20 protein-coding genes and 1 tRNA gene are annotated in these 23,418 nt (G+C 72.7%); 9 read left to right on the top strand and 12 right to left on the bottom strand.

Annotated elements, in window-relative coordinates:
- Window positions 1-11 precede the first annotated feature (11 nt).
- On the bottom strand, window positions 12-230 hold the full coding sequence (locus tag ACZ7BZ_RS10590; protein ID WP_380463469.1) for a heavy-metal-associated domain-containing protein: 219 nt from the start codon (window positions 228-230) through the stop codon (window positions 12-14).
- 118 nt (window positions 231-348) lie between these two features.
- Window positions 349-1,290 (bottom strand): PrsW family intramembrane metalloprotease, encoded by a 942-nt coding sequence (locus ACZ7BZ_RS10585; RefSeq protein ID WP_470358020.1) that lies wholly within the window; start codon window positions 1,288-1,290, stop codon window positions 349-351.
- Between the two features lie 153 nt (window positions 1,291-1,443).
- Here ACZ7BZ_RS10585 and ACZ7BZ_RS10580 point away from each other — a divergent pair, with 153 nt between their 5' ends.
- Window positions 1,444-2,613 carry a PP2C family protein-serine/threonine phosphatase gene (locus ACZ7BZ_RS10580; protein ID WP_470358019.1) on the top strand — a complete coding sequence of 390 codons (1,170 nt, stop codon included), beginning with the start codon at window positions 1,444-1,446 and terminating at the stop codon, window positions 2,611-2,613.
- A 327-nt stretch (window positions 2,614-2,940) separates the two neighbouring features.
- Here ACZ7BZ_RS10580 and dhaL read toward each other — a convergent pair whose 3' ends face one another.
- Together dhaL and dhaK are read right to left on the bottom strand one after the other, a co-directional pair.
- Entirely contained in the window at window positions 2,941-3,567 is a 627-nt protein-coding gene (gene dhaL / locus ACZ7BZ_RS10575) for a dihydroxyacetone kinase subunit DhaL (protein WP_470358018.1), read from the bottom strand.
- 11 nt (window positions 3,568-3,578) lie between these two features.
- A complete protein-coding gene (dhaK, locus tag ACZ7BZ_RS10570; protein ID WP_470358017.1) occupies window positions 3,579-4,574 on the bottom strand; it encodes a dihydroxyacetone kinase subunit DhaK in 996 nt (331 codons plus the stop codon).
- Window positions 4,575-4,717: 143 nt separating this feature from the next.
- Between dhaK and dhaM the strand changes: the two genes are divergently transcribed.
- On the top strand, window positions 4,718-5,110 hold the full coding sequence (dhaM, locus tag ACZ7BZ_RS10565; RefSeq protein ID WP_380463059.1) for a dihydroxyacetone kinase phosphoryl donor subunit DhaM: 393 nt from the start codon (window positions 4,718-4,720) through the stop codon (window positions 5,108-5,110).
- A gap of 3 nt (window positions 5,111-5,113) precedes the next feature.
- Here the strand turns inward: dhaM and ACZ7BZ_RS10560 are convergent, their stop codons facing one another.
- Window positions 5,114-6,826 (bottom strand): bifunctional 3'-5' exonuclease/DNA polymerase, encoded by a 1,713-nt coding sequence (locus ACZ7BZ_RS10560; protein WP_470358016.1) that lies wholly within the window; start codon window positions 6,824-6,826, stop codon window positions 5,114-5,116.
- A 161-nt stretch (window positions 6,827-6,987) separates the two neighbouring features.
- On the opposite strand from ACZ7BZ_RS10560, the gene ACZ7BZ_RS10555 reads away from it, so the two are divergent.
- Window positions 6,988-9,012, top strand: a complete 2,025-nt coding sequence (locus ACZ7BZ_RS10555; protein ID WP_470358015.1) for a M3 family metallopeptidase — start codon at window positions 6,988-6,990, stop codon at window positions 9,010-9,012.
- On the opposite strand, the gene ACZ7BZ_RS10550 is transcribed toward ACZ7BZ_RS10555, so the two are convergent.
- Together ACZ7BZ_RS10550 and ACZ7BZ_RS10545 are read right to left on the bottom strand one after the other, a co-directional pair.
- Window positions 9,013-10,488: a cellulase family glycosylhydrolase gene (locus ACZ7BZ_RS10550; RefSeq protein ID WP_470358014.1), complete on the bottom strand. Its 1,476-nt coding sequence runs from the start codon at window positions 10,486-10,488 to the stop codon at window positions 9,013-9,015.
- Window positions 10,489-10,572: 84 nt separating this feature from the next.
- A complete protein-coding gene (locus ACZ7BZ_RS10545) occupies window positions 10,573-11,199 on the bottom strand; it encodes a TetR/AcrR family transcriptional regulator (protein WP_380463048.1) in 627 nt (208 codons plus the stop codon).
- A 151-nt stretch (window positions 11,200-11,350) separates the two neighbouring features.
- On the opposite strand from ACZ7BZ_RS10545, the gene ACZ7BZ_RS10540 reads away from it, so the two are divergent.
- Window positions 11,351-12,577: an acyl-CoA dehydrogenase family protein gene (locus ACZ7BZ_RS10540; protein WP_470358013.1), complete on the top strand. Its 1,227-nt coding sequence runs from the start codon at window positions 11,351-11,353 to the stop codon at window positions 12,575-12,577.
- A 1-nt stretch (window position 12,578) separates the two neighbouring features.
- Here the strand turns inward: ACZ7BZ_RS10540 and ACZ7BZ_RS10535 are convergent, their stop codons facing one another.
- The 3 genes from ACZ7BZ_RS10535 to ACZ7BZ_RS10525 all read right to left on the bottom strand — a co-directional run bounded on the left by ACZ7BZ_RS10535 (window position 12,579) and on the right by ACZ7BZ_RS10525 (window position 14,865).
- Window positions 12,579-13,181, bottom strand: coding sequence for a phosphatase PAP2 family protein (locus ACZ7BZ_RS10535; protein ID WP_380463042.1), 603 nt, complete (start codon window positions 13,179-13,181; stop codon window positions 12,579-12,581).
- A 150-nt stretch (window positions 13,182-13,331) separates the two neighbouring features.
- Window positions 13,332-14,141: an enoyl-CoA hydratase/isomerase family protein gene (locus ACZ7BZ_RS10530; protein ID WP_470358012.1), complete on the bottom strand. Its 810-nt coding sequence runs from the start codon at window positions 14,139-14,141 to the stop codon at window positions 13,332-13,334.
- A 34-nt stretch (window positions 14,142-14,175) separates the two neighbouring features.
- On the bottom strand, window positions 14,176-14,865 hold the full coding sequence (locus ACZ7BZ_RS10525; protein ID WP_465744367.1) for a TetR family transcriptional regulator: 690 nt from the start codon (window positions 14,863-14,865) through the stop codon (window positions 14,176-14,178).
- A gap of 291 nt (window positions 14,866-15,156) precedes the next feature.
- On the opposite strand from ACZ7BZ_RS10525, the gene ACZ7BZ_RS10520 reads away from it, so the two are divergent.
- Window positions 15,157-16,638, top strand: a complete 1,482-nt coding sequence (locus ACZ7BZ_RS10520) for an MFS transporter (RefSeq protein WP_470358034.1) — start codon at window positions 15,157-15,159, stop codon at window positions 16,636-16,638.
- Window positions 16,639-16,807: 169 nt separating this feature from the next.
- Here the strand turns inward: ACZ7BZ_RS10520 and ACZ7BZ_RS10515 are convergent, their stop codons facing one another.
- The gene (locus ACZ7BZ_RS10515; RefSeq protein WP_470358011.1) at window positions 16,808-17,359 is read right to left on the bottom strand and encodes a GNAT family N-acetyltransferase; all 552 of its coding nucleotides are present in this window, start codon (window positions 17,357-17,359) and stop codon (window positions 16,808-16,810) included.
- Between the two features lie 76 nt (window positions 17,360-17,435).
- On the opposite strand from ACZ7BZ_RS10515, the gene ACZ7BZ_RS10510 reads away from it, so the two are divergent.
- Window positions 17,436-18,047 carry a TetR/AcrR family transcriptional regulator gene (locus ACZ7BZ_RS10510; protein WP_470358010.1) on the top strand — a complete coding sequence of 204 codons (612 nt, stop codon included), beginning with the start codon at window positions 17,436-17,438 and terminating at the stop codon, window positions 18,045-18,047.
- Between the two features lie 295 nt (window positions 18,048-18,342).
- Here the strand turns inward: ACZ7BZ_RS10510 and ACZ7BZ_RS10505 are convergent.
- Window positions 18,343-18,415 (bottom strand) — tRNA-Arg (locus ACZ7BZ_RS10505).
- A gap of 654 nt (window positions 18,416-19,069) precedes the next feature.
- Between ACZ7BZ_RS10505 and ACZ7BZ_RS10500 the strand changes: the two genes are divergently transcribed.
- From ACZ7BZ_RS10500 to ettA, 3 genes are all read left to right on the top strand, one after another.
- Window positions 19,070-19,645 carry a single-stranded DNA-binding protein gene (locus ACZ7BZ_RS10500; protein WP_470358033.1) on the top strand — a complete coding sequence of 192 codons (576 nt, stop codon included), beginning with the start codon at window positions 19,070-19,072 and terminating at the stop codon, window positions 19,643-19,645.
- Window positions 19,646-20,001: 356 nt separating this feature from the next.
- On the top strand, window positions 20,002-21,432 hold the full coding sequence (locus ACZ7BZ_RS10495; protein ID WP_380463524.1) for a Cys-Gln thioester bond-forming surface protein: 1,431 nt from the start codon (window positions 20,002-20,004) through the stop codon (window positions 21,430-21,432).
- Between the two features lie 297 nt (window positions 21,433-21,729).
- Window positions 21,730-23,394, top strand: coding sequence for an energy-dependent translational throttle protein EttA (gene ettA / locus ACZ7BZ_RS10490; protein ID WP_470358009.1), 1,665 nt, complete (start codon window positions 21,730-21,732; stop codon window positions 23,392-23,394).
- Window positions 23,395-23,418 lie beyond the last annotated feature (24 nt).

The following is a 23,418-nucleotide window of genomic DNA, read 5'->3' as shown; positions in this document are numbered from 1 at the left end:
ACCGGGGTGACTCAGGCGGCGCGGCCGACCAGCTCGTAGCCGGCCTCGTCGATCGCGGCGCGGACCGCGTCCTCCGCCAGCGGGGCGTCGGAGGAGACCGTCACGGTACCGGCCTGGGCGTCGGCGGCGACGTCGGTGACGCCGGCCAGCACGGAGAGCTCCTCGCTGATCGCCTTCTCGCAGTGGCCGCAGCTCATGCCGGACACGGTGTAGGTGATGGTGCTGGACATCGGGGCCTCCGGGAGGTCGGTGCGGGTGCTGGCTCTCTTACTCTTCGAACACCATACCCCTGCGGGGTATTCCCGAGGGGGTGGGGGAGGTGGATCGCATCGTAGGCGACGGCTCCGGTCAGGCCGGGACCGAGGGGTGCTGCGCCGGGATCGGCGCGGTCGGCTCGCGTCGGAGCAGCAGCCGCAGCCAGAGCAGCCCGCCCAGGGAGACCAGCAGCAGTCCGGCGGTGTCGTACGCGGTGTACAGGTGGACCTGCTCGCTGGACGGGTTCGGCATGTAGCCCAGGTCGAACAGGGCGCGCTGGAAGTCGCTGGTGGTGGTCCGGGCGACCAGCCAGACGGCGATGCCGCTCATGCCGTCCCACAGTGCGTGCAGCAGCGAGACGCCCAGGTACGTCAGCAGCAGCGGGGCGGTGAGGCGGAAACGGCCGCCCCGCCGCTCGCGGAACAGCACCCCGCCGATGATCGCCGTCCACAGGATGTGGCCGACCGGCGCGAGCACCCCGCGCAGGATCTCCGTCTCCACCAGGTCGTCGAGCGAGAGGCCCTGGATGCTCAGCACGGCGTTGAACGCGTACCCCGCGCTCTCGAACGCGGCGAACCCCGCGCCGACGGTGGCGCCCAGCACTAGCCCGTACCGCAGCCCGACGACCCGCAGCCGCCGGCTCACCAGCACCAGTGCGGCCAGCTTCACCGCCTCCTCGATCAGGCCGACGCCGACGTACATCCACACCGAGGGGGAGAGCAGGTACGACTCCAGCACCGAGGCGCCCAGGACGCCGATCACCCCGCCGATGCCGAAGCAGGTGAAGATGCGGTCCGCGCCGAGGTCGGCCGCGTAGCGCTCGTACGCCCAGATCACCACGGTGGCCGGGACGAGGAAGCTGCCGAGCAGCACGATCGTCGGGACCAGGTTGCTGTTGTCGGTGAAGAAGGTGACCAGGACGGTGCAGGCCCAGAGCAGCAGGCCGGTCAGGAAGAACTTGACCCAGTGGTGGGGCCGGGCGGCGGTCCGGACGGGGGGTGTGGTGATGCGCGGAGCGGGTCGGTATCCGGACACCGGGCGGGGCCTCCTTTGAGTAGCCGCTGAGTAGCTGCGGAGTAGCTGCTTCGGTCGAACTTTATGACAAATCAGGCATTAGGGGATGATGTGGACGGTTGTGGGGGGCGGCCCGCGACCGCCGGGGGTGGGATCGTCCCTTATGTTCGATGTGTGCTTCCGATCCGCCGTGCCCAGTCGCCCTCGGCCCCCACCGCCGCCGGACTGCCCCAGGCCCGGCAGCGCGGCGCCCTGCTGGCCGCCGACCTCCAGGACGTGCCGTTCTGGCGGCGGGCGACCCCGGCGCTGCTCGCCGTCCTGCTGGTCGCACTCGCGGACCTCCTCTCCGGTAAGGACCGGTACCTCGCGCCACTGATGACCGTGGTCCCGACCATCGCCGCGCTCACCCTCAAACCCCGCGAACTGCTCGCGGTCTGCGCGGTCGGGCTGCTCGCGGTCTTCGGGCTCAGCCACTACGACCAGGTCGACAACATCAACGACGCCCGCTTCCTTTACGGTGCGATGGTCAGCTACCTGGTGTTGACGCTGTTCTCCGCCTGGGTGGCCAAGATCCGGATGCGGCGGGCGGCGGCCTTCGCGGCGGTCAGCTCCGTCGCCGAAGCCGCCCAGCGGGCCCTGCTGCGGCTGCCCGGACCGGCCGTCGGCCCGCTGCGGCTGGCCGTGCGGTACGTCTCGGCGGCGGACGCCTCGCGGATCGGCGGGGACCTCTACTCGGTACTGGAGACGCCGCACGGCACCCGGGTCGCGGTCGGCGACGTCCGGGGCAAGGGACTGGCGGCCGTCCAGACCGCGGCGGTGGTGCTCGGCGCCTTCCGCGAAGCCGCGTACGACGAGGCCGGACTGCGGGGCGTCGCGGCGCGGATCGAGGCCAGCGTCGAGCGGCACGTGCCCGACGGGGAGTTCACCACCGCGCTGTTCGCCGAATTCCGCACCCCGGGGGAGATGGAACTGCTCCAGTACGGGCACGTGGCGCCGATCCGGGTCGACGGCGAGGGGCGGGCCCACGTCCTGGACGCGCCCGACCCGTGGGTGCCGCTCGGCCTCGGGCGGCTGGCGACGGGCGAACCGACCACCTGGAGGCAGCCGTTCGGGGCGGAGGACGTCCTGGTGCTGTGTACGGACGGGGTGATCGAGGCGCGGCACCCCAGGAGCGGGGAGTTCTACCCGCTGGCGGAGCGGGTGGGGCCGCTGGTGCGGGGAGCTGGGCGCTCGGCGGGGGAGTTGGAGGCGGCGGTGGGGCGGGTGTACGCGGATCTGCTGGCGCACACGGGTGGGGAGTTGCGGGATGACGCGTTGTTGTTGTTGGTCGCTCGGACGGACTGAGGGGGCGGGGTGGGGGGCGTTGCGGGGGGCTGTTGTTGTGTGGGGCTTTCGGGGGGGTGGGTGGTGCCGGGGGCGGTTCCGGGGGTGGGTGCTCCGGGGGCTGGGTGATTTTCGGACCGCCGACCCTCATCGCGCGGGGTGCTCGTCGTTGGCGGTCTGAAAATCACCCGTCACGCCCCTCTCCGCACCCACCCCCTCCACCGCCCCCTCCCGCAGCGCGTTCCTCTCGCCTGGTCGAGGGTGAGGGTGAGGGGGAGGCGGGGGGTGGTGCGGGGTGCGGGGTGCCAAGAGGGGGTGGTGCCTGGGTGCCCGTTGGGGGTGGGGGCGTCAGTCGGCGGTGGTGGTGGCGAGGGTGCGGAAGATGAGGGCGGTGGAGGTGGCGCCTGGATCCTGGTGGCCGATGCTGCGTTCGCCGAGGTAGGAGGCGCGGCCCTTGCGGGCCTGGAGGGGGACGGTGTCGTGGGCGCCCCGTTCGGCAGCTTCGGCGGCGGCTGCGGCGGCTTCGGGGAGGGGGGCACCGGCGGCGGCCGCGGTGCGGAAGGCGGCGACGGCCGGGGTCCAGGCGTCCACGATGGTCTTGTCGCCGGGTTCGGCCTTGCCGAGGATGCGGAGCGCGTCCAGGCCGGCGGAGAGGGCCTCGGCGACGGCGATCGGGCCGGCGGGTTCGGGCAGGGCGGCGCCGATGGCGCGGAAGGCCTTGCCGTAGAGGGGGCCGGAGGCGCCGCCGACCTTGGAGATGAGGGTGGTGCCGGTCTTGGTGAGGACGGCGCCGGGACTGGTGGGTCGGAGGCCGTCCAGGGCGGTGAGGGCGGCGCTGAAGCCGCGCTGGAGGTTGCTGCCGTGGTCGCCGTCGCCGATCGCGGAGTCCAGTTCGGTGAGCTGGGTTCGCTCCCGCTCGACGGCTGCGGCGATCGCGCGGATCCAGGCCTCGGCGAGGGCGGTGTCGAAGTCCATGCCGTCTCCCTTCAGGCCCGCTTGAGGGCGGGGGTGTCGACCGGGGCGTCCCAGAGGTCCAGCAGTTGGGCGTCGGCCTTGGTGAGGGTGAGCGAGAAGCCCGCCATGTCGAGGCTGGTGACGTAGTTGCCGACCAGGCTGCGGGCCACCGTGATGCCGCGCTCGGCGAGCTGGGCGGCGACCTCGCCGTAGACCACGTACAGCTCCAGCAGCGGGGTCGCGCCGAGGCCGTTGAGCAGGGCGATCACCTCGTCGCCCGCGGTCAGGTGGTGGTCGGCCAGGATGGTCCCGACCACCTCGGCGGCCAGGTCGCGGGCCGGGCGGAGCTTCTCGCGGCGGCGGCCGGGCTCGCCGTGGATGCCGACGCCGACCTCGATCTCGTCCTCGGGCAGGTCGAAGCCGGGCTTGCCGGCGGCCGGGACGGTGGCCGCGGTGAGCGCGATCGCGAAGGAGCGGGAGGCGGCGTTGACCCGCTCGCCCAGGGCGGCGACCTCGTCCAGGCCGGCGCCGCGTTCGGCCAGCGCGCCGGCCGTCTTCTCGATCAGGACGGTCGCGCCGGTGCCGCGGCGGCCGGCCGTCCAGGTGGAGTCCTCGACCGCGACGTCGTCGTTGACCAGGACGGTACGGACCTCCAGGCCCTCCTCGGCGGCGAGTTCGGCGGCGAGCTCGAAGTTCATCACGTCGCCGGTGTAGTTCTTGACGATGAACACGACGCCGGCGCCGCACTCCACGGCCTTGGCGGCGGCGAGCATCTGGTCCGGGACGGGGGAGGTGAACACCTCGCCGGGGCAGGCGGCGTCGAGCATGCCGGGGCCGACGAAGCCGCCGTGCAGCGGCTCGTGGCCGGAGCCGCCACCGGAGATCAGCGCGACCTTGGGGCCGGCCGGGCGGGAGGCTCGGGTGATCACCCGGTTGGGGATGTCGACCGTCAGCTCGGGGTGGGCGGCGGCGACTCCGGCCAGGGCGTCCTCCAGGACGCTCTCCGGGGTGTTGATCAGCTTCTTCAACGCTCTTCGCTCCCTAGGTGGCCACGAGATCAGGACGCTGCTGTCGCCGACGCTACGCCAGACGGGGGCCGTGGGCACGGGGTCCGACACGCGCGTTCCGTTCGCTCTTCCGGAGCAGTGGGACGGGCCGTAGGGTCGGGCGCATGAGCGAACGCGTGGGCATTGTTCTGGTTTCGCACAGCGCTCGGCTCGCGGAGGGGCTGCGCGAGCTGCTCGGCGAACTGGCCTCGGACGGCGTGCGGGTGGTGGTCGCGGCCGGGACGGAGGACGGCGGGCTGGGCACCAGCTACGAGCTGATCGCCGCGGCGGTCGCGGCGGCGGACGGCGGGGCCGGCGTCGTGGTGCTGCCGGACCTCGGCAGCTCGGTGCTCACCGCGGTGACCGTGCTGGAGGACGAACCGCGGCCGGGCGTACGGCTGGTGGACGCGCCGTTCGTGGAGGGCGCGGTGGCCGCCGCGGTCACCGCCTCGGCCGGGGCGGGGCTGGACGAGGTGGTCGCGGCGGCCGAGGAGGCGCGCTCCTTCCGCAAGTTGTAGCGGTCACTTGGCGTCGGCGTAGCAGTCCACGACGGCGGTGCTGAGCGGGAAGCGCACCGGGGTGTCGCCGAAGACCAGCCGCCGGGCCTCGTCGGCCGCCTCGGTGACGGCGGCGGCCACCTCCTCGGCCAGGTTGGCCGGGGTGTGCACGATCACCTCGTCGTGCTGGAAGAACACCAGGTGCGGGCGGTCCGCCGGGACGGCCACCGGCAGTTCGTTCAGCCGCCGGCGCAGCGCCGCCAGCAGGGCCAGCGCCCAGTCCGCGGCGCTGGCCTGGATGACGAAGTTGCGGGTGAACCGGCCGCGGGCGCGGGCGGTGCGGCCGCCGGTCTCGCCGGCGGTGTCGGCCTCGGTGAGGTCGAGGAAGGCGGCGGAGGCGGGTGGGCAGACCCGGCCGAGCCGGGAGGCGACCACGCCGCCGTCCTCGCCGGTGCGGGCGGCGGCCTCGACGTAGCCCATCGCGGCGGGGTAGCGGCGGCGCAGGGTGTTCAGCAGCTGGCCGATGTCGCCGCTGGTCTGCCCGTACATGGCGCCGAGCAGGCCGAGCTTGGCCTTGTCGCGGTCGCCCTGGAAGGCCTGGGCGGCGAGCGCCTCGTAGAGGTCGCCGCCGGCCGCGGTGCGGGCCAGGCCGGTGTCCTGGGAGAGTGCGGCGAGCACCCGCGGCTCCAGTTGGGCGGCGTCGGCGACCACCAGCAGCCAGCCCGGGTCGGCGACCACGGCGCGGCGCAGGATGCGCGGGATCTGCAGGGCGCCGCCGCCGCGGCTGGCCCAGCGGCCGGAGACCACGCCGCCGACCACGTACTCGGGCCGGAACCGGCCGCCGCGGGCCCAGGCGTCCTGCCAGGCCCAGCCGTGGGCGACGTGGATCCGGGCCAGCTCCTTGTAGCGGACCAGCAGCCGGGCGGCCGGGTGGTCGATCTCCTTGAGCTCCCAGGAGCGGGTGGAGCCGAGCTGGATGCCGGCCTCGGCGAAGGCGCGCAGCACCTGGGTGTGCGAGTCGGGGTTGAACGGCTTGGCACCGAGGGCCTGGTGGAGTTCGACGGCGAGGTCGGCGAGCACCCGGGGCTGGGTGCCGGGGACGGTGGGGCGGGGGCCGAGCAGTTCGGTGAGCAGCCGGTCGTGGACGTCGGAGCGCCAGGGCAGGCCGTCGTGGGCGATCTCGGCGGCCACCAGGGCGCCGGCCGACTCGGCGGCCACCAGCAGCCGGAAGCGTTGCCGTTCGGCCGGGTCGGCGATGGCGGCGATCCGCCGCTGCTGTTCGGCGTGCACGGCCACCACGGCCGTCAACGGGTCGACGCCGGGCGGCAGTTGCAGCCGGTCCGGGGCGAACAGGGTGTCCTGTCCGTCGTCCGCGTCGGCGAGACCCGGCTCGGGCAGGTCGTCCGGAACGGGCAGGCCGTGCAGCCGGGCCCAGGCGGCGCCGAGCGAGCGCGGCGCGCCGAAACGGCCCTCGTGGCCCAGCAGTAGCGCCTCGACCAGCCGGAGGTCGTGGCAGCGGGCGAGCCGGTCGGGCAGCCGGGGCAGCAGCGGGGCGTACCCGGAGTCGGCGGCGGCCCAGACCCAGCGCGGGTGATCGGCGGCCTCCCGGGCGGCGACGGCCGCGGCGAGGTCGGGGACGGCCTCCGGCGGGCCGAGCGGCCGGCCGGCGTCGTCGAGCGGCTGGAGGCGGCCGCCGGGGCCGTGCGGGGCGGGTGCGAGGGCGGTTCTGGGGGCCACGGCGGGCGTCTCCTCTCGTGTGGTGGTTGGTCGTACGGCTGGGCGGTGGAGCGTGCGGGTGTACGGGTGGGGGTCCGCGCCGTCGACGTTAACGGGTGGGTCTGACAACGATGACCTGGGGTGTATGGGCACGCGGGATGACACCGCGTAGGGTCGGCGAAATGACCGAGAACCCGTTCTTCGCAGCCAGCACGCTGGTCTACGAACTGCCTCCCTACGCCGAGATCCGGGAGGAGCACTATCTGCCCGCCTACGAGCGCGGGATGGCCGAACAGCTGGCCGAGATCGCGGCGATCACCGGCAGCCCGGCCGTGCCGACCTTCGAGAACACCCTGGTCGCCCTGGAGCGCTCCGGCGGGCTGCTGCGCCGGGTGGACGCGGTGTTCCGCAACCAGTCCTCCTCCGACACCACCGACCTGCTGGACGAGGTGGAGGCGAAGGTCAGCCCGCTGCTCGCGGCCCACCACGACGCGATCCACCTGGACCGGGAACTGTTCGCCCGGATCGAGGCGCTGCACGCGGACCGCGCCGGGCTGGGCCTGGACCCGGAGTCCCTGCGGCTGTTGGAGCGCTGGTACACCGCGTTCGTCCGCTCCGGCGCCCGGCTCGGCGCGGCCGAGCAGGCCCGGCTGCGCGAGCTGAACTCCGAACTCGCCGCGCTGGGCACCACGTTCCAGCAGAACGTGAACGCCGCGGCCCGCGCCGCCGCGCTGGTGGTGGACTCCGCCGAGGAACTGGCGGGGCTGTCCGCGGGCGCGATCGCCGGTGCGGCGGAGAACGCCCGGGTGCTCGGCCACGAGGGCAAGTACGTGCTCAGCCTGAAGAGCCCCTCGAACCAGCCCGAGCTGGCCCAGCTCGCCGACCGCTCGGTGCGCGAGCGGCTGCTGGCCGCCTCGCTCGCCCGGGGCGCCGAGGACAACGGACCGCTGGCGATCCGGATGGCCGCGCTGCGCGCCGAGCGGGCCGCGCTGCTGGGCTACCCGAGCCACGCCGCGTACGTGGTGGCGGACGAGACGGCCGGCACCGTGGAGGCGGTGTCCGGGCTGCTGGCCCGGCTGGTGGAGCCGGCCGTGGCGAACGCCCGCCGGGAGGCCGCCGAGCTGGCCCGGGTGGCGGCCGAGGACGGCGTCGCGGAGATCGCCGCGCACGACTGGGCGTACTACTCGGAGAAGGTCCGGCAGGCCTCCTTCCAGGTGGACACCGCGGCGCTGCGTCCGTACTTCGAGCTGGAGCGGGTGCTGAAGGACGGCGTGTTCTTCGCCGCGAAGCTCGCCTACGGGCTGAGCTTCACCGAGCGGCCGGAGCTGACGGCCCACCACCCGGACGCCCGGGTCTTCGAGGTGTTCGAGGAGGACGGCACCCCGCTGGGCCTGTTCATCGGGGACTTCCACGCCCGGGCGTCCAAGCGCGGCGGGGCCTGGATGGACGAGCTGGTGGCCCAGTCCGGGCTGACCGGGCGGCGGCCGGTGGTGCTGAACAACCTCAACGTCCCGCGCCCGGCGCCGGGTGAGCCGGTGCTGCTGAGCTGGGACGAGGTGCGCACCCTGTTCCACGAGTTCGGGCACGCGCTGCACGGGCTGTTCTCGGACGTGCGGTACCCGTTGTTCGCGGGCACCGCGGTGCCGCGGGACTTCGTGGAGTTCCCCTCGCAGGTCAACGAGATGTGGATGGTCCGGCCGGAGGTGCTGGCCAACTACGCCCGCCACCACGCCACCGGGGAGCCGCTGCCGGCCGAGCTGGTCGAGCGGATGACCGCGGCCGAGGGCTTCGGGCAGGGCTTCCGGACGGTGGAGTACCTGGCGGCGACCCTGCTGGACTGGGCCTGGCACACCCTGCCGCAGGGCCACCGGGTCGCGGACGCCGAGGAGTTCGAGGTGCGGGCACTGGTGGAGGCCGGCATCGCGGTGCCGGCGATCCCGCCGCGCTACCGCACGCCGTACTTCCAGCACATCTTCTCCAGCGGCTACAGCGCCGGGTACTACGCGTACATCTGGTCGGAGGTGCTGGACGCGGACACCGTGCGGTGGTTCGAGACCAACGGGCGGTCGGTGCGGGACAGCGGCGAGCAGTTCCGGCGCGAGCTGCTGGCCCGCGGGTTCAGCCGGGACCCGCTGGAGTCCTTCCGCGCGGTGGTCGGCCGGGCGCCGGACACCGCGCCGCTGCTGGCCCGCCGGGGGCTGGCCTGATCAGCGCGGGGTGAGGGTCACCGTCACGGGTGTGCCCGGGCGGACGCGCGGGAGCCGGATCCGTACGGTTCCCGCGCGCCCGGCCGTGGGCTGCTCGACCTCGACCCGGGCGCCAGCGGGGGAGACGGTGACCCGGGCGCCGTGGGGGAACGCGGCGGGCGGCAGGACGAGTTCGCTGCTGCGGCCGGTGCCGTCGGCGGCCCAGCGGACGGCGCCGTCGGTGGTCCGGACGCCGCTGCCGGCGACGGCCGCCGGGTACGGGCCGAAGGCCGGGCCGTCGCCGGGGGCGGGGTGCCCGGTGGGGTCGAGCGTGCAGTAGCCGCCGGTGCCGCGGCACCAGTACCACATGGTCCAGCCCTCGGCGAAGCCGTCCATCGCGGCGACCTGGCGGCGCACCAGCAGGGTGTTGCCCGGGGTGCGGGAGTCGGGCGGGCCCCACTCGCCGACCAGCACGGGCAGCCGGTGGGCGGCCGGGTAGCCGGTGATCGCGGCGGTGTACTGCTCGACGAAGCCGTCGGAAGGGTCCCAGTCGGCGCCGTTCTCGACCGCGGTGTCGTAGAAGTGCGGGGCGTAGCCGAGCCGGGGTGCGCCGGGGCGGGGGTCGGCGAAGCCGGGGAGGGCGGTGGGCACGCCCTGGCCGACCAGGACGGTCGGTTCGACGAACAGCCAGGCGCGGGAGTCCACTCGGCGTACGGCGGTGATCAGCCGGCGGTACATGTCGGCGAGCCGGCCCTGTTCCAGGGCCGTGGAGGCGGCGGCGAGCACGGCCGGGTCGGTGGGGTCGCCGTCCACCGGGCCGAACGGCTCGTTGAACAGGTCGTAGCCCAACAGGGAGCGGTGGCCGCGCAGTTCGCGGGCCAGCCGGGTGTAGAAGTCGGCCTGCCAGGCGCGCAGGTCGGGGTCGTCGTAGAGGTGGCGGAAGGCGGCCTGGACGGCGGGCTGGAAGTAGCCGGCGAACCAGTCCTTCGGGTCGGGGGTGAACGGCAGTCCGTCGTCGCGGGTGGCCCAGACCGGGATGCCGTTGGTGCCGCCGCCGAACTTCGGCCCGTAGACGTCCTGGTGGAAGTCGACCAGGACGAGCAGGCCCAGCCGGTCGGCCCGGTCGAGGAGCTGCCGGATCCGGTGGAGTTCGGCGGGGTCGAGGTGGCCGCGCTCGGGCTCCAGCCTGGTCCAGGAGACCGGCAGCCGGACCAGTGTGAAGCCCTGGGCGGCGATGGAGTCGAGGTCGGCGCCGGTGGCCTCGGCGTACTTGTCGAGGTTGAAGCCGCGCAGTTGGAGCCGGCGGCCCTGGTCGTCGGTGAGGGCGGTGCGGCCGTCCGGGCCGGTGGCCGTCCCGGCGGGGAAGCGGGCCGGGTGGTCGGCGTGGCCCTCGTGGGCGCCGTCGGCGCCGTGGGCGTCTTGGGCGGTGGCTGGGGTGGTGCCGCCGAGGGCGGTGGCGGCGAGCAGCAGGGCAACGGCGGTGCGGCGCAGGCGCATCGGGACCTCGCACGGCGGGGGGTGGGGGCCCGATGATGCCCGTGGCCCCCGGGCCGGCACAAGGGTCGTGCGTGGACGGGGAGTTCAGTCGCCGTTCGGTTCGGCGGGGGTGGGCGGCAGGACGGCCTGCGGCAGGTCGGCGGCGGCGGCCAGGCGGCCCCAGAGCAGGTCGGCCAGGGCCTGCACCATGCGGGTGCGCGAGCAGGGTCTGGTCTCCAGCCACCAGTCCCCGGCGGCCAGCACCATGCCGGTGATGCCCCGGCCCCAGGCCTCGGCGAGCAGTTCGCGGTCGGCGCCGAGGTCGACCTGGTGCTGCACGGCCCGGGTGATCTCCTCGGCGATCTGCCGGAGCGCGGGGGCGAGGGCGTTGCCGGCGCCGCTCGGGTCGCCGGGTTCGGGGTGGGTGAGCAGCCGGTAGACCTGGGGGCGGGCCTCGATCCCGGCCAGGTAGGTGTCCAGGACGTGTTCGACCCGGTCGCGGCGTTCCAGCGGTTCGGCCAGGGCGGCCCGGACGGCGGCCAGCAGGCCGCTGGTGTGGCGTTCGGTCAGGGCGCCGATCAGGCCGTTCCGGTCGCCGAAGTGCCGGTAGAGGATGGGCTTGGTGATGCCCGCCTCGGCGGCGATGGCGTTCATGCTGGCGCTCGGCCCCTCGCGCTGGATGACCCGGTCGGCGGCGTTGAGCAGCTGCTCGCGGCGGGGCTCTCGGGACATGCGCTGCTCCTCGGTTTCTGGGTTGCCTGGGCGTTGACACCGGTTACCAATCAGTAGCAGACTCCGACGATGTTACCCGGGGTAACACCCCGGTGGGTCGCATCCGGCGGCCGCAATCCCTGCGTCGTATCCCTTCTGCGGAGGCTCCACCATGAGCAGCACGTTCTCGCTGGACCCGGGCGCGGACCAGCTCGCCGTACGCGACTGGCTGCACGGCTTCGCCGCGGACGTGATCCGCCCCGCCGCGGCCGAGTGGGACGAGCGGGAGGAGACTCCCTGGCCGATCATCCAGGAGGCCGCCAAGCTGGGCATCTACTCGCTGGACTTCTACGCCCAGCAGTACTTCGACCCCTCCGGCGTCGGCATCCCGATCGCCATGGAGGAGCTGTTCTGGGGCGACGCGGGCATCGGGCTGTCCATCGTCGGCACCACGCTGGCCGCCGTCGCGGTGCTCGCCAACGGCACCGACGAGCAGATCGGCACCTGGACCCCGCAGATGTTCGGCACCCCCGACGACGTCAAGGTGGCCGCCTTCTGCTCCTCCGAGCCGGACGCCGGCTCCGACGTCGGCGCGCTGCGCACCCGGGCCGTCTACGACCAGGCCAAGGACGAGTGGGTGCTCAACGGCACCAAGACCTGGGCGACCAACGGCGGGATCGCCGCCGTGCACGTCGTGGTGGCCACCGTCGACCCGGAGTTGGGCACCCGCGGGCACGCCTCCTTCGTCGTCCCGCCGGGCACCCCGGGGCTGAGCCAGGGCCAGAAGTTCAAGAAGCACGGCATCCGCGCCTCGCACACCGCCGAGGTGGTGCTCGACGGCGTCCGGGTGCCCGGCAGCTGCCTGCTCGGCGGCAAGGAGAAGCTGGACCAGCGGCTGGCCCGGGCCCGCGAGGGCGTCAAACGGGCGGGCGGCAGGGGCAACGCGGCGATGGCCACCTTCGAGGCCTCCCGCCCGGCCGTCGGGGCGCAGGCGATCGGCATCGCCCGGGCCGCGTACGAGGTGGCGCTGGACTACGCGAAGACCCGGGAGCAGTTCGGCCGCCCGATCATCGACAACCAGGGCGTGGCCTTCCAGCTCGCCGACATGAAGACCCGGATCGACGCGGCGCGGCTGCTGGTCTGGCGGGCCTCCTGGATGGCCGCCAACAACCAGCCGTTCACCGCGGCCGAGGGCTCGATGTCCAAGCTGTACGCGGGCGAGACGGCCAAGTCCGTGACGGCGCAGGCGATGCAGATCCTCGGCGGCAACGGCTTCACCCGGGAGTACCCGGTGGAGCGGATGCACCGGGACAGCGCGATCTACTCGATCTTCGAGGGGACCAGCGAGATCCAGCGGCTGGTCATCGCCCGGGCGATCTCGGGGATGCCGATCCGCTGACTCACCTGGTGGCCCAGAAGGCGAGCCCGGAGCTGAGGGCGCCGACCACCGCGCCGACGATCGTCTGCGCGGTGGTGTGGTCCCGCAGCACCACCCGGGACCAGCCGATCACCGCGACCAGCGGGTAGAGCAGCAGCCACAGCGGGCCGAGCGCGATGCCGAGGCAGGTCACCGCGCCGGCCGCGACGGCGGTGTGCACGGAGACCTTCCACCAGACGGTGATCACCAGGATCGGGATCAGCGAGGCGAACATCGCCGCCACCATCGCGGTGAGGTCGTGCGGGGCGTCGGCCAGGATCATCACCGCGAAGCTGACCGCGACCGAGCCCATGATGAACGGGATGACGGTCAGCCGGCGCTGCCGGTGGCCGACGTGGCGGTCCTCCAGGGTGCCCTTGCGGATGCCGCGCTGGATGAACAGGGTCGGGATGACGGCCGCGAACAGCGCGGCGAAGGCGGCCCAGCCGAGGCCGGCCCAGCCGTACCGAAGGGCGCCGATCAGCAGGCAGACCGCGATGATCACGTTCTTCGGCTCGACGCCGTCGGTGACCCGGCGGGCCCAGGTCGTCCGGCTGGTGGGGGCGGTCGTGGCCTCGGCGGTCATCGGGGTGCGTACTCCGGGTCGGAAGGGCGGCGGGCGGCTCGTCGCCGGTCGGATGATCGTACGTGAGCCGCCTGCGCCACCGCGCCTCGGCGCCGGTCGCCACCGGGGCGGCCGTAGCGCGCGGAACCGGGTCGGTCAGAACCGCGCCGGTCAGAACCTCGGCGGGCGGCCCGCCAGGAAGGCGGCCAGCCCCTCGTGCACGTCCGAGGCTTCCCGGGAGCGCCGCTCCCAGGGCTCCAGGGCCTCGCCCGCCCGCTCCGCCGGAACGGCCAGCGCGGCCTTCACCGCGCCGATGGTCTGGGTCGAGCGGCTGGTCAGCAGCCGGGCGAACTCCAGCGCGGCGGCGTCCAGTTCGACGTCCGGCAGGACCCGCTCCGCCAGGCCCAGCGGCAGCGCGTCCCGGCCGCGCACCAACTCGCCGGAGAACAGCAGGTACTTGGCCCGGGCCGGGCCGACCAGCCGAGCCAGCCGCAGGGTCGGCACCGCCGGGTAGACCACGCCGAGCTTGGCCGGGGTGATCCCCAGCCGGGCGTCCTCGGCGACGAAGCGCACGTCACAGGCGACGGCCAGCTGGCAGCCGCCACCCACGCAGGCGCCGTGCACCACCGCGAGGGTCGGGTGGGGGAATGCCGCGAGAGCCTCCTCGGCGGCCACGTTGACCGCGTGGTAGGCGTCCGCGCGCCGCGGATCGCCGTACACCTCGGCGAGTTCGGTGATGTCCGCACCCGCGCTGAAGGTGTTCCCGGCGCCGGTGAGCAGCAGGACGCGCACGCCCGGCTGCTCGGCGAGCTGCTCCAGGACCTCGGGCAGCGCCTGCCAGATCGCGAGGGTCACCGCGTTGCGCCGGTGCGGGCGGGCGAACTCCAGGACGGCGACGCCGTCCTCGCCCACGTAGGCGTTCAGACCCTCGGCTCGGGCGGGCAGGGCGGAGCGGTCCCGCGTGAGCAGCGGCTGGTCCATGCGCACCTCCGGTCGGCGTGGTGCGGCCACTCTCTCAGGCCGGGCCGGCGCAGTACGCCCCGAGTCCGCGTTCGACCGAGGCGAAGGCCCGGCGGGCCGCCTCGAGGGCGGCGGGCAGGGCGTCCTCGGCGCGTTCGCCGCTGAGCATCCGGCGGTGGTTGTCGCCGATCAGGGTCAGCCGTACGGCGAGCAGCTGGGCCGCGGCGACCCGGGCGAGCAGCTCGTCGTGGGCCGGGTCCTGGGCGAGCAGCTCGGCGGCCAGCAGGGTTCGCGCGCGGGGGTCGAAGGCCGCGGTGGCCCGCAGGGCCAGCGCCGGGGTGTCGTGGACGAGCCGGATCACGTCCAGCACCACCCGGTCGTCGTTCAGGCCGGTGGCGGGGTCCCGCCGCTCCAGCGCGGCCAGGAAGTGCTCGCGCAGCGCCGCGACCGCCGAGGTGCCCGGGGCGCGTTCGCGCACCACCCGGGCAGGCTCGTCGAGGTGCTGCTCCATCGGGCCCATGACCAGGTCTTCCTTGGTCGGGAAGTAGTTGAAGACGGTCATCTTGGAGACGTCCGCGGCGGCCGCGATCTGGGCCACCGAGACCTGGTCGAAGCCCCGTTCGGCGAACAGGCCGATGGCCGTGCGGAAGATCCGGATGCCGGTCTGGATCTTCTTGCGCTCGCGCAGCGGAAGTGCGTCGAGGTCGCGGTCGGGGCCGAGGTCCAAGCCGTGGTGGGTCGCCATGGGGAGACTGTACCAGGATCAAAGGTTGACCAGGGAGAAAGATTGGCGTGGATGAAGAATTGACCCAGTCCAAAAGTACTGACATGGTGGTGACGAGCCCGCCGGACCGCACCGGTCTGGGCCGACTCCACTGACTCCGGGGGGACTTTCCCTATGGCATCCGCCGCCAGGACCACGCCCGACCAGGCCGTGTCCGACCAGACCTCGCCGGGCCGGACGACGCAGCGCCAGGCCTCGCCGGGCCGGACCTCGTCCGACCAGGCCTTGCCCGACCGGGCCGGATCCGGCCTGATGACCACCGTCCAGCGCCAATTCGGCATGCTGCTCTGCCTGGTGACGATCGTGCTGGCCGTGCTCGACTCCAACATCGTCTCGGCGGCCACCGTGCCGATCGTCCGCGACCTCGACCCGGTGCACGGCGTCGACCGGCTGCCCTGGCTGGTCAGCGCCTTCTCGCTGGCCGCCACCGCACTGCTCCCGCTCTACGGCAAGCTCTGCGACGTCCACGGCGCCAAGCGGGTGCTGCTCGGCGCGGTGGGCACCTTCCTGTTCGGCTCGGCGCTGTGCGGCGCCGCGCAGTCGATGGGCGAGCTGATCGCCTTCCGGGCCGTCCAGGGCATCGGAGGCGGCGGACTGATGAGCGTGACCATGGTGGTGATGGCCCAGCTCCAGGACCCGCAGGAGCGCGGCCGTGGCAAGGGTGGCGCAGTGGGCGGGATCGTCGCCGGGCTCGGCATGGCGATCGGCCCGCTGATCGGCGCGCTGTTCACCGACCACCTCGGCTGGCGCTGGATCTTCTACATCAACCTGCCGCTGGGCCTGCTCGTCCTGGTCGGCGTCGTCTTGGTGATCAAGCTGCCGCGCACCCTCGGCCGGCGCGGTCTGGACTTCCTCGGCGCCACCCTGGCCGCGGCCTTCGCCACCGGGCTGCTGTTGGTCGCCGAGTGGGGCGGCAAGGACTACGGCTGGGCCTCCCCGGTGATCCTCGGGCTCTCCGCCGCCACCCTGGCCGCGCTCGGGCTCTTCCTGTGGCGCCAGGCCACCGCCGCCGAGCCGGTGCTGCCGCTCTCGCTGTTCCGGATTCCGGTGGTGCGGATCGGTTTCGCCATCCAGGGCCTGGTCGGGATGGGCATGATGGGCGCGATCGTCTACGTGATGATCTACCTGCAGATCGCCCGGGGGGTCGCCCCGACCACGGCCAGCCTCTACCTGATGCCGATGGCCGCCGGGATGACCGGGGTCGGCCTGCTGGCCACCCGTCTGATCGCCCGCGGCCACCGGCCGCGCACCTTCCTGATCGCCGGTGCGGGCTGCTCGGTGCTCGCCCTGGCGCTGCTCGGACTCAGCGGCCCGGACACCCCGCTCTGGCAGGTGGGCGCCGAACTCTCCCTGCTGGGCGCCGGGTTCGGGCAGCTGATCGGGCAGCTGATCACCCTGGTGCAGGACACCGCCCCGCGCCACCAACTCGGCGTCGCCACCACCGGAATCCGGTTCTTCCAGACCCTCGGCAACGCGCTCGGCGCGGCGCTCTTCGGCACCGTGCTGGCCCGGGTGTTCGAGACCGGCGAGCCCGGGCGGTCGCTCGGCGTGGTGCGGACGATGACCGGCGCGGCCCGGGAGCACGCGGTGCGGAGCTTCACGGACGCCGTGGACGTGGTCTTCCTGTCGGCGGGCGGGGTGATGGTGCTGGTGCTGCTGCTGGCCCTGCGGCTGCGTTCGGTAGAGCCTTCGGAGTCGGCGGCGGGGGCGGAGGAGCCGGCGCCGGCGGCCTGAGCGGGGTCGGCGGGATCGGCTGGGTCGGCGGGGGAGTTCGACGGAGCGGGGACCGGTGGACGATGGGGTGTCCACCGGGCCCCGCTCCGTCGCATCCTGGTCCGTCACGCCCCGCTCCGTCGCGACCTGGATCCGTCGTGTCCGGTCCCGATGGCCTTCCTGCGGGCCGTCAGCCCCGGGCGACAGCCCACTCCCGGGCCAGGACCGCCCAGATCTCCTTGTCGTGGCGGACGCCGTTGTGCAGGTACCACTCGCGCAGCACGCCGTCCCGGCGCATGCCGACCCGCTCCGCCACCGCCCGGCTGCGGGCGTTGGTGGCCGAGCACCACCACTCGGCGCGGTGCAGGCCCCGGGTGGTGAAGGCGTACTCGAGCAGAACCCGGACACCGGCGGTGATCAGCCCGCCGCCCTCGCCGGCCGGTTCGGTCCAGGCACCGACCTCGCAGGTGCCGCCCTTGGCGTCGAAGTGCACGAACATCACGCCGCCGACCAGCGTGCCGTCCCGCCAGATGCCGTAGATCCGGCCGGAGTCGGTGTTCTGGCGGTCGGCGTAGCGCTGCAGGGTGGCGCGGGCCGAGTCCAGGTCGGTGGAGAAGGATGCCCACGGGATCCACGGGTCGATGTGGGCGCGGCCGCGGTCGATGTGGGCCAGGAACTCGGGGGCCTGCCAGGGCTCCAGCGGGCGCAGTTCGGCGTTCTCGGCGAGCGGGACGGAAAACACGGGCGGGCCTTTCGGAGGTGGTGCCGGAGCGGTCAGGGTCATTCATAACAAACGTTTGGTATGTACGATAGCCCCCATGACGCCAGCCCGTGGAGACCATGACGCCCGCCGCTCGGAAGTCTCCGAGGGGGTGTGGCGGGTGCTCTCCAGCAAGGGCTTCGAAGGGCTCACCCTGCGCGCGGTGGCCGCCGAACTGGGCGCCTCCACCGGTTTGTTGACGCACTACTTCCCGAACAAGCGGGCGCTGCTGAGCCACGCCCTGGAGGAGCTCGACCGCCGCTCCGCCGCCCGGCCCCGGCGGATGGCCCCCGCCGACGGCGCCCCGCCGCCGCCCGCCGGGCTGGCCCGGCTGCGGGCCGCGCTGCTCGACGTGCTGCCGCTGGACGAGGCGACCGAGTCCGGCAACCGGATCTGGGTCAGCTCCTGGGACGTCGCCCTCGCGGACCCGGAGCTGGCGGCCGCGCACGCGGGGCGCTACGCCCGCTCGCGGGTGGCGCTCACGGCGCACGTGACGGACGCCCAGCGGCTCGGCGAGCTCCCGGCCGGGGCCGATCCCGCCGGGCTCGCGGCGGCGGCGCAGGCCTTCGTGCTGGGGCTGGTGGTGCAGTCGCTGTTCGCCCCGGCGGAGTTTCCCGCGGAGCGGCAGATCGCACTGCTCGACGGCTATCTGGCGGGGCTGGCGGCATAGTCTCCTGGGGCGCCCCGATGAGGCGCCCCGATGTGCCCGGACACGTACCGGGCGCGTACCGGGCGCTTCTGTCCGGCTTTTGTCGGATTTCGCCGCCTGGCCGGCCAGGGCGGGTTGTTTCGTTCAGGGGTGGGGGATTCGCCCGGAATTCCGGTTTCCCGCTCGGCCGGCTTTCGCGGCGGTCATGACACGCATTGTCACGGGTTATGTGCGGTGGGTGCCGGATTACCCGGAGGTCCGGTGTGGCCACGGAAAGTGTTCGCATGCGCGATGGCCTGCGGGAATTGTGGGTCGGTGCCCCCAGCAGGATTCGAACCTGCGACCTACCGCTTAGAAGGCGGGTGCTCTATCCGCTGAGCTATGGGGGCGGGACGGACGGCGCCCTGGCGGGCGTGACCGTGGCCGGGATCGGGCGACGAGCGTTGGGGACGCGCGTGGTCCGGCCCCGTGCCGGAGGGTGGGGGTGGGGGTTGGCAGGCCCTCGCCCTGTCGGGGACAGGATAAGGGTGTTCAGATCCTCGGCCGGGTGTGACGACACCGTCGTTGGTGTGTCGGTTCGGTGGAGCGGTCCGATAATCGCAGGTGAAGACCGTGCGTGCAGCGGTCTGGGACAGTTCCGGGCCGGACGTTGTGCACTCGTTACGGGGCTGCCTCCCCACCCGTTATGGATTCGACACGGAGAATGTCGCGCCGTCGGCGCGGGTGGGGGTTCCTATTCGGCTTGCTCCGGTCGGATGACGTGGGCGGACGGCCGCCGGCGGCTCATCCGGCGCGCCCCGGGGGCGGCCGCGATCAGCCGGTTTGTTGTCATGAGCGCGAAGAGCTGGCGGCCCGGCGGTGTACGAAGGCCGAAATTCACCCCTGTGAGTGACTGCCGTTTTTCACCCTGCCGATCGGCCTAGGAGTTGTCCACAGGATTTCGGAACCCGGTGGCGGGGATTTCTTCCGGGGCGCACTCTCAACTCGCACCGCTCGATTCCGTACGGTGCGTCGGCGAGAACGGAGAGTGTGCTGTGAACGAGATGCATGTGACGGTGCTCGGCAATGTCGCGACCGAGGTGAGCTACGGGGAAACCAGCGGCGGGGTGCCGATGGCGAACTTCCAGCTCGGCTGCACCGAGCGGCGGTACGACCGCGAGCGGGCCTGCTGGGTGGACGGTGAGACGCAGTGGCTGAGGGTGACGGCCTGGCGGGCGCTCGCGGTGAACCTGATCGGCTCGCTGGCCAAGGGCGATCCGGTGCTGGTGACGGGCCGGCTGCGGGTGCGGGAGTGGCGGGACGGGGAGGCGAAACGCAGTCGGGCCGAGATCGACGCCCGGTCGGTCGGGCACGATCTCACCCGCGGCACCTCGGCGTTCCGCTGGGCGGCGGGCGTGCGCGGGCAGCCGCCGGGCCCGGTGGGGGCGGCCGGCGCGGAGACCGCGAACGAGCCGGTGCCCGGGTGGATCGTCAGCGCACTGGAGTCGCGCCGGGCCTCGGCGGTGGCTGCGGCGCCCCGTTTGCCCGAGTCGCCCCCGGGGGCGGGGGCGGTGACGGAGCAGCAGGAGGGAGTGTCCGAGGGGGAACGGGGAGGTGAAGACCGGGCGATGTCGGGCTGAGGGGGCGGTGACCCTTCCCTGTCGACAAATATGTTGATCGAGACAGTCGTTGCGCCCGCAGGCGCAATCTCGTCGGGATAACGGAAAGTCGAGGACGGATTCTGGCGGAGCGTCAGCTTGTGTGGAACCTGAGGGGGTTGATAACGATCCAGATACGGAATCGTCCTGATTTCGCATGGGGGTTTCGAGGCCCCTGAGGCTCAATAGGATTCGGTTGGTTCACACCCCGCAGCAGTGCCACAGGGGGCACGCGCGGCACGGCAAGTCGGCGGGCTGCCCAATCGGCGCGGCCCGCTCCGGAGGGATCCCAGATGTTCAAGAGGCAGGGGCGGGGTCTGTCCCGCATAGCCACTGTCATGCTCACGACCAGCGTTGCGCTGGGCGGAGGCCTGTTCGCGGCCGGTGCGGCGGCTGCGGCCGACACTCCGGCGTCGGGTGTGTCCGCAGTCGTCCAGAACTCGATCTTCGGCGAGAAGGTCGACGTCGACGGCGACACCTACGACGCCGGTCTGTTCACGCTCAAGACCGCCGACGGCGAGCTGAAGACCTACTGCATCGACTTCGGGTTCCCGGTGGACATCAGGAAGAAGATCCAGTACCAGGAGTCGGACTGGTCGAGCAGCTCCCTCGGCGACCCGAAGCGCGCGGAGCCCGCCTCCAAGATCCGCTGGATCCTGGAGAACTCCTACCCGAAGGTGTCGGAGAGCTCGCTCGCCGCCTCCCTCAAGATCCCGGGCCTGACGGCCGAGGACGCCGCGGCCGGCACCCAGGCCGCGATCTGGAAGTTCTCGGACGGCAAGAACGCCACCCCGCACAGCGAGGCGGCCACCAAGCTGCGCGACTACCTGGTCAGTGGCGCCAACAAGGGCATCGCCGCCGAGCCCAAGCCGTCGCTGAGCCTCACCCCGGACTCGGTGTCCGGCAAGTCCGGCAGCAAGCTCGGCCCGTTCGTCCTCAACTCCAGTGCCAGCGCGGTGAAGCTCGCCGTCACCGGCGACGCCGCCGACAAGGCCAAGCTGGTGGACAAGGACGGCAAGCCGGTCGGCGCCACCCTGACCGGGCCGATCGCCAAGGACACCCAGCTGTTCCTGGACGTCCCGGCCGGCACCCCGGACGGCTCGCTCGCCCTCAAGGCCGACGTCTCCACCGAGGTGCCCAGCGGCCGCGTGTTCCTGAGCAAGGGCTACACCGCCACCGACCACAGCCAGACCATGATCCTGGCCGGCTCCAGCAAGGTCAGCGTCTCCGCCGCCGCCAAGGCCACCTGGAAGCAGGGCAAGGGCGCGCTGATCGACAGCACCGCCAAGGTCGAGTGCGCCAACAACGGCGTGCGGGTCTCCGTCACCAACGGTGGTGACGAAGCTGGCACCGTCACGGTCGGCAAGCAGTCGCTGACCGTCCAGCCGGGCAAGACCGAGAGTGTGCTCGTTCCGGTCGCCGAGAAGACCGCTTACAAGATCACCGTCACCGGTCCGAACGGCTACAGCCGCGACTTCCAGGGTGTCCTGGACTGCAAGACCGGCACTGGCAACCCGTCCTCCGCCCCGACCACCCCGGCCGGCACCAGCACCGGTACCGCCACCCCCTCGGGCACCCCGAGCGCCGGTGGCGCCCAGCCGGCTCCGTCCACCACCAGCGCCGCCCCGGGCACCGGTGGCCTGGCCCAGACCGGTGCCAATGACTCCACCCCGATCCTCGCCGCCGTCGCCGGTGGCCTGGTCGTGGCCGGTGGCGCCGCGGTCTTCGTCCTGCGCCGCCGTGGCCGTCACGGTCGCACCACCGCCTGAACCGCCTGAGCGGGTCACGGGAGGCGATGACCTCCTGAGGGCCTGAGTAGTCGAACCGGCCCGGTTCCCGCATCTGCGGGGGCCGGGCCGTCCGCATGTCCGGTCCGCATGTCCGGCTGGGCGTCCCGGCGGAGGAGTGGGGAGGACCCGGCGCGGGGAGCCTCGGGGGCGATCGACGCAGGGGGGAGGGGCCGGATACCCCGGTGGGGTCACCCGGGCGGTTCGGGGCTCCCGGCCGGTGCGGCACAATGGAACGCTGCAAGACGAATACTCCCGACGACGCCGGAGCGATCTCACGTGGCGGAATACATCTACACGATGCGCAAGGTGCGCAAGGCTCACGGAGACAAGGTCATCCTTGACGACGTGACGCTCAGCTTCCTCCCCGGAGCGAAGATCGGCGTCGTTGGCCCCAACGGTGCCGGTAAGTCCACCGTGCTGAAGATGATGGCCGGCCTGGAGCAGCCCTCCAACGGCGACGCCTTCCTCTCGCCCGGCTTCACCGTGGGCATGCTGCTCCAGGAGCCGCCGCTCGACGAGACCAAGACGGTCCTGGAGAACGTCCAGGACGGCGTCAAGGAGATCAAGGGCAAGCTCGACCGCTTCAACGAGATCGCCGAGCTGATGGCGACCGACTACTCGGACGCGCTGCTCGACGAGATGGGCAAGCTCCAGGAGGAGCTGGACCACGCCGAGGCCTGGGACCTGGACGCCCAGCTGGAGCAGGCCATGGACGCCCTGGGCTGCCCGCCCGGCGACTGGGCGGTCACCAAGCTCTCCGGTGGTGAGAAGCGCCGCGTCGCGCTCTGCAAGCTGCTGCTGGAGGCCCCCGACCTGCTGCTGCTCGACGAGCCCACCAACCACCTGGACGCCGAGTCGGTGAACTGGCTGGAGCAGCACCTGGAGAAGTACAAGGGCACCGTCGTGGCCGTCACCCACGACCGGTACTTCCTGGACAACGTGGCCGAGTGGATCCTGGAGCTCGACCGCGGCCGCGCCTACCCCTACGAGGGCAACTACTCCACCTACCTCGAGACCAAGCAGTCCCGTCTCAAGGTCGAGGGCCAGAAGGACGCCAAGCGCGCCAAGCGGCTCAAGGAAGAGCTGGAGTGGGTCCGCTCCAACGCCAAGGGCCGTCAGGCCAAGTCCAAGGCCCGCCTCGCCCGTTACGAGGAGATGGCGGCCGAGGCCGACAAGATGCGGAAGCTGGACTTCGAGGAGATCCAGATCCCGCCGGGCCCGCGCCTGGGTAGCGTCGTCATCGAGGTCGAGAACCTCAACAAGGCCTTCGGCGAGAAGATCCTGATCGACGACCTGAGCTTCACCCTGCCGCGCAACGGCATCGTCGGCATCATCGGCCCGAACGGCGCCGGCAAGACCACCCTGTTCAAGATGCTCCAGGACCTGGAGACCCCGGACAGCGGCACGGTCAAGGTCGGCGAGACCGTCAAGATCAGCTACGTCGACCAGACCCGCTCCAACATCGACCCGAAGAAGACCCTCTGGGAGGTCGTCTCCGACGGTCTGGACTGGATCAACGTCGGCCAGGTCGAGATGCCGTCCCGCGCCTACGTGTCGGCGTTCGGCTTCAAGGGCCCGGACCAGCAGAAGCCGGCCGGCGTGCTCTCCGGTGGTGAGCGCAACCGGCTGAACCTGGCGCTCACCCTCAAGCAGGGCGGCAACCTGCTGCTCCTCGACGAGCCCACCAACGACCTCGACGTCGAGACGCTCTCCTCGCTGGAGAACGCCCTGCTGGAGTTCCCCGGCTGCGCCGTGGTCATCTCCCACGACCGCTGGTTCCTGGACCGAGTGGCCACCCACATCCTCGCCTACGAGGGCGAGAGCAAGTGGTTCTGGTTCGAGGGCAACTTCGAGTCGTACGAGAAGAACAAGATCGAGCGACTGGGCGCCGACGCCGCCCGTCCGCACCGGGCCACGTACAAGAAGCTGACCCGAGGCTGACACCCAGCTGTCACAACGGCCCGG

This window comes from Kitasatospora sp. NPDC036934, from assembly GCF_055608425.1.
The sequence above is the reverse complement of the archived record's forward strand: the minus strand, read 5'-3'. Positions and strand labels throughout refer to the sequence as shown.